General features: G+C 65.9%; 10 protein-coding genes and 1 tRNA gene. 4 read left to right on the plus strand and 7 right to left on the minus strand.

Annotation, left to right across the window (positions count from 1 at the left end):
* Positions 1–17 precede the first annotated feature (17 nt).
* A complete protein-coding gene (locus AB0876_RS15945; protein WP_491838305.1) occupies positions 18–755 on the minus strand; it encodes an SDR family oxidoreductase in 738 nt (245 codons plus the stop codon).
* A 38-nt stretch (positions 756–793) separates the two neighbouring features.
* A complete protein-coding gene (locus tag AB0876_RS15950) occupies positions 794–2,236 on the minus strand; it encodes a DHA2 family efflux MFS transporter permease subunit (RefSeq protein WP_526042388.1) in 1,443 nt (480 codons plus the stop codon).
* A gap of 334 nt (positions 2,237–2,570) precedes the next feature.
* Here AB0876_RS15950 and AB0876_RS15955 point away from each other — a divergent pair, with 334 nt between their 5' ends.
* The 3 genes from AB0876_RS15955 to AB0876_RS15965 all read left to right on the plus strand — a co-directional run bounded on the left by AB0876_RS15955 (position 2,571) and on the right by AB0876_RS15965 (position 5,908).
* Positions 2,571–4,001: a TIGR00366 family protein gene (locus tag AB0876_RS15955; RefSeq protein ID WP_491838303.1), complete on the plus strand. Its 1,431-nt coding sequence runs from the start codon at positions 2,571–2,573 to the stop codon at positions 3,999–4,001.
* A gap of 74 nt (positions 4,002–4,075) precedes the next feature.
* On the plus strand, positions 4,076–5,143 hold the full coding sequence (locus AB0876_RS15960; protein WP_526042389.1) for an SAM-dependent methyltransferase: 1,068 nt from the start codon (positions 4,076–4,078) through the stop codon (positions 5,141–5,143).
* 9 nt (positions 5,144–5,152) lie between these two features.
* Complete coding sequence (locus AB0876_RS15965) at positions 5,153–5,908, plus strand: hypothetical protein (protein ID WP_463790033.1); 756 nt, start codon at positions 5,153–5,155, stop codon at positions 5,906–5,908.
* Between the two features lie 268 nt (positions 5,909–6,176).
* On the opposite strand, the gene AB0876_RS15970 is transcribed toward AB0876_RS15965, so the two are convergent.
* The 5 genes from AB0876_RS15970 to AB0876_RS15990 form a co-directional block, all read right to left on the minus strand.
* A tRNA-Met gene (locus tag AB0876_RS15970) sits at positions 6,177–6,253 on the minus strand.
* Positions 6,254–6,337: 84 nt separating this feature from the next.
* Positions 6,338–7,732, minus strand: a complete 1,395-nt coding sequence (locus AB0876_RS15975; protein ID WP_526042390.1) for an FAD-binding oxidoreductase — start codon at positions 7,730–7,732, stop codon at positions 6,338–6,340.
* A 129-nt stretch (positions 7,733–7,861) separates the two neighbouring features.
* Entirely contained in the window at positions 7,862–8,392 is a 531-nt protein-coding gene (locus tag AB0876_RS15980) for a hypothetical protein (protein ID WP_526042391.1), read from the minus strand.
* A gap of 28 nt (positions 8,393–8,420) precedes the next feature.
* Positions 8,421–11,429: a UPF0182 family membrane protein gene (locus tag AB0876_RS15985; protein ID WP_526042392.1), complete on the minus strand. Its 3,009-nt coding sequence runs from the start codon at positions 11,427–11,429 to the stop codon at positions 8,421–8,423.
* Positions 11,430–11,527: 98 nt separating this feature from the next.
* Complete coding sequence (locus AB0876_RS15990) at positions 11,528–12,556, minus strand: YlbL family protein (protein ID WP_526042393.1); 1,029 nt, start codon at positions 12,554–12,556, stop codon at positions 11,528–11,530.
* Between the two features lie 91 nt (positions 12,557–12,647).
* On the opposite strand from AB0876_RS15990, the gene AB0876_RS15995 reads away from it, so the two are divergent.
* On the plus strand, positions 12,648–14,081 hold the full coding sequence (locus AB0876_RS15995) for a zinc-dependent metalloprotease (RefSeq protein ID WP_526042394.1): 1,434 nt from the start codon (positions 12,648–12,650) through the stop codon (positions 14,079–14,081).
* Positions 14,082–14,111 lie beyond the last annotated feature (30 nt).

Raw genomic sequence — 14,111 nt, forward strand, 5'->3', positions numbered from 1 at the left:
TTTCGGCGTCCGGTCCGTCAGCCGCGGCCGAAGTACGGCATGGACCGCGCCATCACCGTCAGCGACGGCACCGACACCTCCAGGGGCAGATCGATCAGGTGCGCCACGGCGCGGGCCACATGCTCGACATCGAAAGTCGGCTCAGCTGCGAGACTTCCGTCGGCCTGCAGGGTCTGGTGACTGAATCCCGCGGTCATGTCGGTCGCGGCATTGCCGATGTCGATCTGGGTGATGCAGATGTCGATATCGCGTAGGTCCAACAACATTGACGCGGTCAGCCCACTCATCGCGTGTTTGGTGACGGTGTAGGCCAGGCTTCTGGGGCGGGGCCGGTGTGCCGAGATCGAACCGTTGTTGATGATCCGCCCGCCGCGCGGCAGCTGGGCGGCCATGACTCGAGCGGCTTCCCGGGCACAGAACACCGCGCCGTCGACATTGGTGCGCCATGTGTCGTGCCACTGCTGGTCGTCGAGGTCGGCGATCGACGCCGACGGCCCGAACACCCCGGCGTTGTTGAACAACACGTCGACGCGCCCGAATGTCGACACCGCGTCGGCGAACAACGCCTGCACCGAGGCTGAATCCGTGACGTCGGTAGGCACGACGCGGGTGTTCGGATTCCCGCCTCCCACCTCGACCAGCGGCTCGGCACGGCGACCCGCCAACACGAGCTGATGACCGGCGTCCAGCAGAACCCGGGCCGTCGCGCGGCCGATACCACTACCCGCGCCCGTGATGACCACGACTTTGCCCATGCGCCCGATTGTGCCCGACCTCGGCCGAGCGCCCGCGCCTAATGTGTCGGCGTGCCACCCGCCGGGCTCGGCCGCGGGGCGGTGAAGAAGGACCCGGTCACGGCGAACACGCTGATCACCGCGGCGGCGGTGAAGGCCGCATGCACGCCGGGCAGATCCGGGGCCCCACCCGAGTGGGACGCCTTGGTCATCACCGTCACGAACAACGCGGTTCCCGCCGCACCGCCGACCTGCTGCAGCGTCGTCAGAATGGCGCTGCCGTGCGAGTAGAACCGGTCGGGCAGGACTGCGAGCGCGTCAGTCATCAACGGCGTGAACATCATCGACAGCCCGAGCATCATGACCGACTGCAAGACCACCAGTTCCCAGACCGGCGACGCCGCCGACAGCAGCGTGAAACCCCACAGCGACACACACAGCATCAACGACCCGGGCACGACCAGCAGACGGGCGCCGTGACGGTCATAGGCCCGCCCGACCAGCGGCCCGGCCAACCCCATCAACAGCCCGCCGGGCAGCGTCGCCAACCCGGCGACCAACGCGCTCTGCTTCAGCACGTCCTGCACATACAACGGCACCATGATGATGGCGCCGAACAACCCCATGAAGCCGAGGACCACCAGGCTCAGCGACACCGAGAACCGCCGATAGGTGAACGGCCGCAGGTCCAGGAACGCACGGTCGCGGCGTTGCAGCTGTATCTGCCGCGCACCGAATGCCACCATCGCCACGGCCCCGATCACCATCGGCACCCACGCAGGTACCGCCTGCCGGCTGTGCGCGGACTCGCCCATGAGCGACAGCCCGAACACCAAGCCCGCGAACGCGATCGCCGACAGCGGGACCGAGACGGGATCGATCGGGGTGGGATGCTCCCGTTCGTCGTCGACGCGCAGCCACGCGAGACCAGCGCTCAGCGCGAGCAGGGCGATCGGCAGCACGATCCAGAACATCCACCGCCAGTCCAGCGAGCCGAGGATGAACCCCGACAGCGTAGGCCCGATCGCCGGTGCGACGGCGATGACGATCGAGATGGTGCCCATCATCTGGCCGCGCCGGTCGGCGGGAATCAGCGTCATGACCGTCGTCATCAGCAGCGGCATCATGACCGCGGTACCGCAGGCCTGCACGATGCGTCCGACCAGCAGGACCGTGAAACCCGGCGCGAGCGCGGCCACCAGCGTGCCGGTGCAGAACAACGACATCGACGCGAGGTAGATACTGCGCACCGGGAACCGCTGCAGCAGCGAACCCGACATCGGGATGACCACCGCCATGGTCAACAAGAAGCCACTGGTGAGCCATTGCGCGGTGCTCGCCGAGATGTCCAGGTCGACGATCAGTGCAGGTAACGCAACGCTCATGATCGTCTCGTTGAGGATCATCACGAACGCCGAGCTGACCAACAGCGCGATGATGACATTGGCGCTCGACTGGGCACGCGGTTGCGCCGCGATCTCCCCCGCGCTCGGGCCCGTCATTGTTTCCCACTCTCCTAGCTCCCCCGAGCTTTGCCTGCGCAGCCACCCAGGGTAGGTCGGACACCCGACATCAGGGAAACCGATTTTGCTGCGGCCGACCGGCCGCAGGCACTGCTCGCCCATCGAGCCGTCGCGCGAAGCGCTGGGCCAGTGCGGTATTCGCACCGAGTGGGCATAACCCACACCCGGCAGTTCGTCGGTGAATTGCAGCTGTCGATCCTTCCCGGCCAACCGCCCACTGCGGAGTGTTCCGAAGACTAGAGTCCGTGCCGAACCGCGGCGCCTGCCGCCGATGGCGGCAGCGCCTGGGACACCAAAACGGCGAGGTGGATCAATGACCACGAGCGAAGAACCGCGGACCAAGCGCCGCGGCATCATGCAGTCCCTCACCGGGCTGTGTGTCCGCTATGTCGAGCGCTTGATGCCCGACCCATATCTGTTCGCGGTCATCCTGACCCTCGTCGTCGCCGGCCTGGTCGCCTTCTTGGTGCACGGTGCAACGCCCGACGGCATGCTCAAGGCGTGGTACGGCGGCGTCTGGGGATCGCAGAACATCTTCACGTTCGCCTTCCAGATGGTTCTGATCCTGGTGACGGGCTACACACTCGCCGAGGCGCCGATTCTGAAACGGGCCATCGTCGCCATCGCCGCCAAACCGAACAACCAGGTTCAGGGCGCCTTCCTCTGCTTCGGCGTGAGCGCTGTTCTCTCCCTGCTGAACTGGGGACTCGGGTTGGTGGCCGGCGCGCTGGTCGCCCGGCAGGTTGCGAAGCGATTCACCGACGCGCATTTCGGCTACCTCATCGCGGCGGCGTTCATGGGCTTCATCGTCTGGACGCAGGGGCTCTCGTCGTCGATCGCCCTGGCGAACACGGACAGCACCAGCCCGATCAACGTGATCCACAAGATCACCGGCGTCACTGTGCCGCTGAGCCTGACGATCTTCCAGCCCTACAGCTGGCTGTCGGTGATCGTCGTGCTGGCGCTGCTCGCGCTCGCCATCTGGCGGATGGAACCGACGCAGAGCCTCGCACCCGATCCCGCAGTGTTCGAGGACGAGGATGCGCCCGAAGAAATGGGCGGATCGCCGGCTTCGTCGGCGGAAGGCAAGAAGACGTTCGCCGAATGGCTGGAAAACCTGTGGATCCTCAATGTTTTGGTATTCGCCGCGGGTATCGCCTATTTCGTGCTCAGCGGCTTCGCACTGAACATCTCATCGATGATCATGTTGTTCACCATCACCAGCGCGTTGCTGCACCGGACACCGATCCGGTTCATCCGGGCCTTCACCGGTGCCGCCAAGGTGTCCGGCCCACTGCTCCTGCAGTACCCGCTGTACGGCGGTCTGGTCGGCTTGCTGGGCTATCAGGCGGTGGAGGGTGCCAAACCGCTGCAGACTCTGCTGGCCGAAGCGTTCGTGAACGGCGCGACCCAGTACACGCTGCCGTTCCTGACCTTCATCGGCTCGTTGATCATCAGCCTGTTCGTGCCGTCGGGCGGTGGGCACTGGGCGGTACAGGGCCCGATCGCCGTCGATTCGGCGCTGGCGATCGGTCAGGACTCACCGGCGTACCTGGGATTGATCTCCATGGCGGTCGCAGTCGGCGAGGGCGTCGCGAACATGATCCAGCCGTTCTGGCTACTGCCCCTGCTGGCGATTGCGAAGCTCAATGTCCGCCAGGTGATGGGCTTCACGGTGGTCGCGTTCCTGATCGGAGTGGTGGTGCTGGGCGCCACCACGCTCCTTGCGCCGTACGTGATCTGAAGTCGGTGTCACAAACAAAAATCGGGTAGTGCACTACTGCATACTGCGCTGCAGCGTCACGCAAGTATCGGCCCATGACAATCACGGACGCGGCGCCGCACAATGGCAGCGCTCCCACATTCCTGGTATCCGCCAACGATGCACCACATCCCCTGGCCCTCATCGCAGCCCGTTTCAAAGAAGCGATGAGGGCCGCGGACAAGCTGATCATCGACGGCCGTGCCACACCCGATGAGGCACAGGCCCATGTTTCGTCCGCCTGCAATGCCCTCTCCGACCAGATCCACCTCCACTTGCGGCCGGGTAACCCCGGCGTCGACGAGATGGGGGCATTCATACACGCGGAGACCTACCCGTACCTGGGGCTGAGCACCCTGATCGACCGCTCCTACACCAAACCGCGGGGCTATGCCGGGGACTATCTGACGTTGCAGATGGTCTACGACGACCAACCGGACGGGGTACGCAGGCTCGGTCCCTACATCGACCGGTGGTTTCTCGACATACCGGCTTCGCGCGCCGTGAAGAATCGTCGACAGCTGCTGCGCGACACCATCATCGACACTGCGCGGGCCTGCAACGATAGACGGGCTGCGATCACAAGTCTGGCCTGCGGGCCCGCCCGGGAGATCTTCGACATCTTCTCCGAGCCAGACCACCCGGACATCACCGCTACCTGTCTGGACATCGACGACCAGGCATTGGCCTACGCACAGAGCCTCGCAGACAGTGCCGGTGTGACCGGAAGAGTTACGTTCGTTCAAGCCAACGTCGTCAAACTAGCGCTGGGACGTCAAACTCTGACGTTGGGCGATCAGGATCTGGTGTATTCGATTGGCCTCATCGACTATCTGGCCGATCACCTCGTCATCAGACTGCTCGACTGGATCTACCGCCACCTGCGTCCAGGTGGCACGGCGATTGTCGGGAACTTCGATGTCGACAATCCGGACCGGGCGTTCATGGACCACCTGCTGGACTGGAGGCTGATTCACCGGTCACCGCAAGACTTGGCAGATCTGTTCGCACGATCGGAGTTCGGGCACGCGCCGGTCGAGATTCGTCGCGAAGCCACGGGGATCAACCTGTTCGCTTCGGCTACCCGGCCGAAACCATCACCCGCAGTTACTTCACAGGCTTAGGGTCGCGACATGCGGGAGTCAACCGTGATACGCCGAATAGCCTCGGTAACTGTCGTCGTGTCGATGATCGGCGTGGGTACGGCGTGCCACTCCGGCGGTTCGGGCAACTCCAGCAGTCCGGCTCCGACCACCAGCGCATCGGCCAACGTCGCGCCGTTCAGCGGATTCATCGAAGCCGTCAACGGCGCCAAAGGGCCCGTCACTTACCGGGCGGAGCTCCCTCAGCTGCGCGACGGAGACGCAACGGCCCGCGACGAGTTCAACACCGGCATGCGCGCGGCCCTCGACGAATACCTCACGCCGCCCGACGACAACCGCCCGGTGACGGTCGCGCCCGGCGTCATCGATGAAGACAAGCGCAGCGAGGTGTCCCACATCGGTTTCGGCGCGGTGGCCGGCGTGCTGCTGCTCAACATCTTCGTCGACCATGCAGCGCACCCGTTCAACACCGTGTCCACGAAGGTGATCGACGTCCACACGGCGAAGCCGATCCTGATCACCGATCTGTTCACCGACCAGACTGCCGGACTGACCGCGTTGGTCGACGGCATCAAGGCCGAGATGGCCGACGAGGAGAAGTTGGCCAATCAGCCCGCGCCGGCCCCGGTCGCCGATCAACTCGGCAATTGGGTACCCGACGACGACGGACTGGTTGTCTACGTTTCGGTCGCCCACGTACTCGGCGACTACTACCCGGTGACCGTGCACTGGGACGCCATCGCGGGCGTGCTCGCGCCGGGGATGCGGGACACGCTGACGAAATAGCCTGCGGTCACGTCTCGTTTCGTCGGAACAGCCGGGTGCGACGAGCTGGGTGATCTCGCTTGGCGTCGTTTGAATTGGCCCGCTTCCGGCGTTGACGACGGTGTGTTTGACGTCGCCGGTGATCTCCCATTGCGTGGTGCACCTCGCGGGATCGACGGCTCGTGCCCACGTGTGGGAGTTCAGATCTCCACCGACAAGCACTGTCGATCCGCGTTCCCAATCCATAGAAAATGGCCCTCGGAGATAATCTCCGAGGGCCATTTCCTCTTGGTAGCGGGGACAGGATTCGAACCTGCGACCTCTGGGTTATGAGCCCAGCGAGCTACCGAGCTGCTCCACCCCGCGTTGCGAATACAAGGTTACCGGGGTCTTACGTCGAGCTCCAAATCGAGTGCTCAGAGAGGTTTCCGGCCCGAAAACGACCGGAAATCAGCCCACAAAACGCACCACCTGACCGCACCGGAACACCCCGGCCGGGTCGTGCCGGTCGGCCAGTGCGGCCAACCAGTGCCGGGTGTCCTCGTCATAGACCCGGGCGGCCCGCCCGGCGTCCTCGGACGGTGCGAAATTGGCGAGCTGGCCGCCGCTGGACCATGGCGACAGCGCCACGATGAGCGCTCCGGCCTGCGGCACCACGGCATCGGCAATCGGGGGCACCAGGACCCCGATGGTGCTCACCGCGAAGGCGGCGTCGCGATGGCAGAACGCGCTGCGGTGCCGGCCCTCACGGGCCAGCGCCCCGCCCAGCATCCGGACTTCCACGATCGTCTGCACCGAGCCCGAATCCGGCCCGGCCGCGGCCAGCAGCACCTCGACCGTCTCCGCGGTCAGTTCCCGCAACAGCGTGTGATGCTCGAAGATCGGCATCGGATCCACCGGGTCGGCGTGCACGGCGCCGATGGCGGCATAGGGCATCACCGCGACGGTATCGAGCACCGGGGTCGCGACTGCGCGCATCGGCGCCAGCAACCGCTCAGCCTCGGCGAAATCGCCAAGGGCTGCGTACCGCACCGCCACGGTCAAGCGGCCGGCCAACGGTTCCGGAACTCCGGGCATCGGCGGGAGCTGTTGCAGTGCAATGGATGTCGAGATCGAATCGGGCAGCGCGGCACACCACCCCGCCCACTCGCGCAGCACAACGCCGGCGTCGGCACCATCGAAATACACCGCGCCACCGTAGAACTCAGCGATGGGCAGCAAATCGATCTCGACCGAGGTGACGATACCCAGCGTCGACTTTCCGCCGCGCAGCCCCCAGAACAACTCCGCGTTCTCCTCCGGCGTGGCACGCAGCAACTCCCCCGCCCCGGTGACCAACTCGAACGATCGCACGTAGTCCGACGACAGCCCGAAAGTGCGGACCAACGGCCCGATGCCTGCGCCGGTGAGAAACCCCACGACGCCCACGCTGGGGGCCGAACCGCCCAGCCCGGCCAGACCGTGCGGGGAAGCCGCGTCCTGCACCTGCTGCCACGTGGCCCCGGCCGCCACCCGCGCGGTACGCGCCACGGGATCGACGCTGACACCTGTCATCGCAGAGGTCAGCACCAGGATCGTGTCGCGGGCCACCGCCATGGTGCCGTGACCGGTGGCCTGGACGGCGACCCGGTAACCTCTGGCCGCCGCGAAGCCCACGGTGTTGGCGATGTCGTAGGCGGTGGCCGCCAGCACCACCGCGGCAGGCTCGACAGCGGCCGCCGCATTCCACGGGGTGGCCCGTTCATAGCCGGCTTCCCCAGGTAGGGCCACGGGGGCGGCGACGTGGGCTCGCAGGCCCTTCAACGCGTCGTCCAGGCCGTCGTGGGCGACATCGGTCAGGGTCATCGGGGTCCTCTCAAGATGAGCGCAGAAAGTCGTGCAAGATACTCGCCACACAGCATCGCCTAGCCGACTTGGCGTTGACTTGGCGGCCAGTTCAGAGAGGCAGTGGCGCGGCAGTAGACCTGCGCCGCATCACTTCTTTTGCGGCCTGCACACCCCTGCGAACTCCTTGCCTTCCTTCTCCGTCACACCCGCGTCGTCGAGCCAACCGACGCCTTCGAAGTAGAAGGTCCCGGCCGGGTGACTGGTCGATCCGGCGGCGACCTCGGCCGTCCGAGCGGTCGCGGGGTACCCCCCGGGCGTGGACTGCACATTGAGGAACAAATATTCTTCTGTGCGCCAATCGAAGTCAGGCGGCGGCGCTTCCGTCACGGTCAGACCCGGATAGGGTCCACCGACGGTGAACCGGTCGAGAGTCGCCGTACCGGAGGGATCGGTCAACACGAGCTTCGGGCCGAATCCAAATCCGACCTCCACCGACCGCACCCCGGCGCAGCCCGGCGGCATCCAGATCTCCAGCTTGCCGTCGGTGACCCGGGCGCCGAACGCCGGCCGCATCGGGGCGGCGAACGGCGCATCCGACCACGGACGCTCCCCGGTCCGGCAAGCGGTGAGCTCCGCCGCCACCAGCAGCGTCAACAGCACGGCCAGCCAGGACCTCACGAGTCACCCCCGCCTGCGAAGCCCTCCGCTACTTCGACGAATTGAACTTGTTCATCGCATCGTTCAAGCGCTGCAACGCCTGCCCGTACTTACCGAAGTCGCCACTGCGCTGTGCATCCTGTGCCTCCGACAGCGCCGATTCGACGTCCTTGAGCGCCGCGGACTTGGCCGGCGACAGCTGCACCGGCTCACCTGGCGGCACTGCGGCGGCCGGCGGTGGGACGGCCTGGGGCGCCTGGCCGTCGGCATTGGCCGGTGGCGGCGCCGCCGGTGCCGCTTCCGGCGTCGCGGCAGACTGCGGCTTGCCGTCGGTGGGGGCCACATTGGTGGCGGTGGCGCCGGCACCCGGCCCGAACAGCTCGGTCAGCGCGGCACCGACGGTCGGGCCGTAACCCACCTTGTCGCCGTAGAGCATGGCCACGCGGATCAACCGCGGATAGGTCGAGGCTGCGTCACTGGTTCCCGGTGACGCGTAAACCGGTGCCACATAAAGCAATCCACCGTCGGCCACCGGCAGGGTCAACAGGTTGCCCCACCGGATCCGGTTCAGGTTGTCGCGTCCGATCACACCGAGGTCCTGCGTCACCGCGGTATCGGTACTGATCGCGTTGAACGCCTGCTTGGGCCCCTTGACCTCGCCCGGGATCGTCAGCACGGTGATCTTGCCGTAGGTCGCCGGGTCCGAGCTGGCGCTGACATAGGCCGCCAAGAACTCGCGCTGCAGCCAGTTCAATGCACTGGTCAACTGGAACGACGGCGAACCATTGTTGTTCACCAGGTCTTTGGCGACGATGTAGAACGGCGGCTGATAGCTGCTTGCCGTCGGGTTGGGATCCAGCGGCACATTCCAGAAGTCGGCGTTGGTGAAGAACTTCACCGGGTCGTCGACGTGGTACTTGGTCAGCAGCGACCGCTGAACCTTGAACAGATCCTCGGGATAACGCAGGTGCGCCTGCAGTTCCGGAGAGATGTCCGCCTTCGGCTTGACCGTGCCGGGGAACACGCTCATCCAGGCCTTGAGCACCGGATCCTGCTCGTCCTGGGCGTACAGCGTGACCGTGCCGTCGTAGGCATCGACGGTGGCCTTGACCGAGTTGCGGATGTACGACACCTGCTTGTCCGGTGCCAGCCGGTTGACCGCCACCTCGTTCGAATCGGCCGTCGCGCTCGACAACGTCGTCAACTCCGAATACGGATAGTTGTCCAGCGTGGTGTAGCCGTCGACGATCCAGACCATTCGCTTGTTGACGATCGCCGGGTACACGGATGTGTCGGTGGTCAGCCACGGCGCCACCGCCTCCACCCGCTCGGCCGGATCCCGGTTGAACAGGATCTTGCTGTTCTCACCGATCACGTTGGACAGCAGGAAGTTTCGCTCGGCGAACTTGGCGGCGAACACTGACCGGGCCAGCCAGTTACCGATCGGCACACCGCCGGTGCCCGAGTACGTGTAGTTCTTGGTGTCGGTGTTGGTCTCGTAGTCGTATTCGCGGTCGACGTCACCGTTCTTGCCGACGATCGCATAGTCGGCCGCGGTATCGGCGATCACCGGCCCGAAGTACACCCGGGGCTGGTCCAGCGGTGCCGGCCCGGGCGAGACCACCTTGCCGTTGGCACCGACGACGCTGGCGAGGAACTCCGGGTAACCACCGTTCTGGTTGGGGTCGTCGGCGATACCGCGCACCGTGTTGGCCGGCGAGGCGATGAAGCCGTTGCCGTGGGTGTAGACGGTGTGCCGGTTGATCCAGTCGCGCTGGTTCTCGATCAGCCGGTCCGGATTGAGTTCGCGCGCGGCGACGACGAAGTCACGAAGATTGCCGTCAGAGCCGGCGTAGCGGTCGATGGCCAGCTGATCCGGGAAGAAGTAGAAGTTCTTACCCTGCTGGAACTGGGTGAACGCGGGGCTGACGATCGTCGGATCGAGCAACCGGATGTTCGACGTGGTCGCCCGGTCCGCAGCGACCTGCGCGGCGGTGGTCTGACCGTTGCTCTCGTAATTGCGGTACGTCACCGTGTCGTCGGTGAGCCCGTAGGCCTGCCGGGTCGCGGTGATACTGCGGCTGATGTACTCGCTCTCCTTCTGCGCGGCGTTGGGCTTGACGCTGAACTGCTCGACGATCAGCGGCCACCCTGCACCGACCACCATCGAGCTCAGCAGCAACAGCACCACGCCGATGGCCGGAATCCGCAAATCACGCAGCACGATCGCCGAGAACACCGCCACCGCGCAGATCAGGGCGATCGCCAGCAGGATCAGCTTGGCAGGCAGCACGGCGTTGATATCGGTGTAGCCCGCACCGGTGAACGGCTTGCCGGCGCGGGTATTGCTCAGCAACTCGTAGCGGTCCAGCCAGTACGCGAATGCCTTGAGCAGGATCAGGAAGCCGACCAGGCTGATCAGCTGGATGCGCGCAGCGCGGCTCAGCGCTCCGCTGCGACCGGCGAGACGGATTCCGCCGAACACATAGTGCCCCAGCAGATTCGCGACGAACGCCAGGAAGGTCGCGACGAACAGATACGTCAGGACCAGCCGATAGAACGGCAGGTCGAACGCGTAGAAGCCCAGATCCCGACCGAACTGCGGATCGGTGATCCCGAAGTCACTGCCGTGCAGGAACAACTGCACGCGCACCCAGTAGCTCTGCGCGATGACACCGGCCAGCAGGCCGATGAAGACCGGCACCCCGATCCCGAACAAGCGCAGCCGGGCCAACACGGTGGTCCGGTAACGCGCCACCGGATCGTTCGGGCCCGCCGCCGGGACGAACACCGGACGGGTGCGATAGGCCAGGGCCAGGCCGGCGAACACCACCAGACCGATGAGCAGGCCGACCACGAGGAACACGATGAGCCGGGTGGCCAGCACCGTGGTGAACACCGAGCGGTACCCCAGCTCGCCGAACCACAACCAGTCGACATAGCCGTCGACGACCCGAGGCCCGATCAACAGCGCCAGCACTGCCACCAGTGCCAGGCCGATCAGTATCCGGCTACGTCGCGTCAGCTTCGGCATCCTCGCCGCGGGCCGCATCCCCACTCGTGAACTCCCGTTTCAGCCTCGGTGGACTCGTGGCATGCCCGACGGGGCCGCCCGATTTTCTACAACTCTAGCCATCCACAGGCTGCGCGCGGGTTTCAGCAACGAGGCGGTTCGCCACCGGCAGAAATCGTGTGCAACGCATCGACGGCCTGGGTCAAGGTGTCCACCTTCACCAACTCCATGCCGTCCTGAGGCGCAGAACGCGCCTCGGTGCAGTTGTCGGCCGGTACCAGGAACACCGAGGCGCCCGCTTCCTTGGCCGCCAGCATCTTGTGCGTGATGCCACCGATCGACCCGACCTTGCCCTCACCGGTGATGGTTCCCGTGCCCGCGATGAACTTGCCGTCGTTGAGATCACCGGTGCTCAGCTTGTCGACCACGGCCAAGCTGAACATCAGGCCGGCAGACGGGCCGCCGATGTTGGCCAGGTTGAAGTCGATGGCGAACGGCGCCCACGGCGCATCGAGCACACCCACGCCCAGGAATCCGTAGTCCCGATCCGGGTTGTCCCCGAGCGTGATCGTCGCGACCCCGGGCGGGGCGTTCTTGCGCCGGAAGTCGATCACCAACTGCTCGCCCGGCTTGGTCTTCTTCAAGATGGCCTGGAACTCGTCGAGGTTGGCCACCGGTATCCCGTTCACGCCGTCGATCGCGTCACCGTCGCGCAGCTTGCCCGCCGAGGGGCCGGGATCGGTGACGCTCTGCACGGTCACCGCCACGGGGTACTTCAGGAACGACAGCGCCGCGTACTCGGCGCTGTCCTCGGACCGCTTGAAATCCGAGTTGTTGGCCTCGTCGATCTCGTTCTTGGATTTGTCCGGCGGGTACACCAGGTCGCGCGGCACCAGTTGCTCACGGCCCGACATCCACAACGCCATCGCCTGGCCCAGGGTCAGGCCGTCACGCTGGGACACCGTGGTCATGTTCAGGTGCCCCGCCGTGGGGTGGACGTGTGCATCGGGGCCTTGGATGTCGACGACCTGCTTGCCCTCGACCTCGCCCAGGGTGTTGAACGTCGGACCCGGCCCCAACGAGACGAAGGGCACCGTCACCACCGACAGCAGGACGCCGAACGCCAAAATCGGCACCAGCGCAACCAGCAGCGTCAAAATCCGCCTGTTCACGCCGCCCACAGTAAAGCCTGAACCATCGTGTTCACCCACAGCGTGACCCACAGGCACACCCGGGCACCCCGTCATGAGTACCGTTGTGGGTATGGCTGACCTGCCCTTCGGCTTCTCCGCCGGGAACGACCCCGACCGAGACAAAGACAAGAAGGACCCCGATTCGGGATCCGGTTCCGGCAACTCCGGGCCAGGTCCGGGGTCGGATCCGTTCGGTTTCGGCATGGGCGGAGCCAACTTCGACATGGGCGATCTCGGGCAGATCTTCACCAAGCTCGGGGAGATGTTCAGCGGCGCAAGTGGCGCCATGGGCGGCAAACAATCCGGTCCGGTGAACTACGACCTGGCCCGGCAGTTGGCGTCCAACTCGATCGGATTCGTCGCCCCGGTGCCGGAGAAGACCGCCGGCGCGGTCGCGGACGCGGTACGCCTGGCCGAGACCTGGCTCGACGGGGTCACCCCGCTGCCCGCGGGCACCACCAGGTCGGTGGCGTGGACGCCGAGCGACTGGCTGGACCACACGCTCGACACCTGGAAGCGGCTGTGTGACCCGGTGGCCGAGCAGATCTCCTCGGTGTGGGCGTCGGCGCTTCCAGAAGAGGCCAAGAGCATGGCCGGCCCGCTGCTGGCGATGATGTCGCAGATGGGCGGCATGGCGTTCGGCTCCCAACTGGGCCAGGCGCTGGGCAAGCTGTCCCGCGAAGTGCTCACCTCCACCGACGTCGGCCTGCCGCTGGGTCCCAAGGGCGTCGCGGCCCTCATGCCCGAGGCCATCGAATCGCTCGCCGAGGGACTGGAGCGTCCGCGCAGCGAGATCCTGACCTTCCTGGCCGCCCGCGAGGCTGCCCACCACCGACTGTTCAGCCATGTGCCGTGGCTATCGAGCCAGCTGCTCGGCGCCGTCGAGGCCTTCGCCAAGGGCATGAAGGTCGACATGTCGGGCATCGAGGACTTCGCCCGCGGGTTCAATCCGGCCTCCCTCGGCGACCCGTCGGAGATGGAACAGCTGCTCAATCAGGGCATCTTCGAGCCCAAGGCCACACCCGAACAGGAAGCCGCCCTGGAACGGCTCGAAACCCTGCTGGCCCTCATCGAGGGCTGGGTGCAGACCGTCGTCACCGCCGCGCTGGGCGACCGGATTCCAGGCACCTCCGCGCTGGCCGAAATGCTCCGTCGTCGACGCGCCACCGGTGGACCCGCCGAACAGACCTTCGCCACGCTCGTCGGCCTGGAACTGCGCCCCCGCAAGATGCGCGAAGCCGCGGTGCTGTGGGAACGGCTCACCGAGGCCGTCGGCACCGATGTCCGCGACAGCGTGTGGCAACACCCCGACCTGCTGCCGAGCGCGGCCGATCTAGACGAGCCGGCCGGCTTCATCGACCGGATGGTCGGCGGCGACACCAGCGGCATCGACAGTGCCTTCGAACAGGCTTTGGCTGATCTTGAAAAAGAAGCCGATCTGGAGAAAGAACAGCGCGAGGGTGGCAACGGCGACGCCAAGGATGACGGCGACAGCGACAACTGACCCTCTCAGCCCTGTGGATAACTGAAACGG

The sequence above is a fragment of the Mycobacterium sp. NPDC049093 genome (assembly GCF_040704635.1).
In the GTDB taxonomy this organism is placed as follows: Bacteria; Actinomycetota; Actinomycetes; order Mycobacteriales; family Mycobacteriaceae; genus Mycobacterium.

What these genes read in the sequence shown, in the direction of transcription:
- AB0876_RS15945 (WP_491838305.1), bottom strand. Translation starts at nt 755, where the DNA reads ATGGGCAAAGTCGTGGTCATCACGGGCGCGGGTAGTGGTATCGGCCGC.
- AB0876_RS15950 (WP_526042388.1), bottom strand. Translation starts at nt 2,236, where the DNA reads ATGACGGGCCCGAGCGCGGGGGAGATCGCGGCGCAACCGCGTGCCCAG.
- AB0876_RS15955 (WP_491838303.1), top strand. Translation starts at nt 2,571, where the DNA reads ATGACCACGAGCGAAGAACCGCGGACCAAGCGCCGCGGCATCATGCAG.
- AB0876_RS15960 (WP_526042389.1), top strand. Translation starts at nt 4,076, where the DNA reads ATGACAATCACGGACGCGGCGCCGCACAATGGCAGCGCTCCCACATTC.
- AB0876_RS15965 (WP_463790033.1), top strand. Translation starts at nt 5,153, where the DNA reads ATGCGGGAGTCAACCGTGATACGCCGAATAGCCTCGGTAACTGTCGTC.
- AB0876_RS15975 (WP_526042390.1), bottom strand. Translation starts at nt 7,732, where the DNA reads ATGACCCTGACCGATGTCGCCCACGACGGCCTGGACGACGCGTTGAAG.
- AB0876_RS15995 (WP_526042394.1), top strand. Translation starts at nt 12,648, where the DNA reads ATGGCTGACCTGCCCTTCGGCTTCTCCGCCGGGAACGACCCCGACCGA.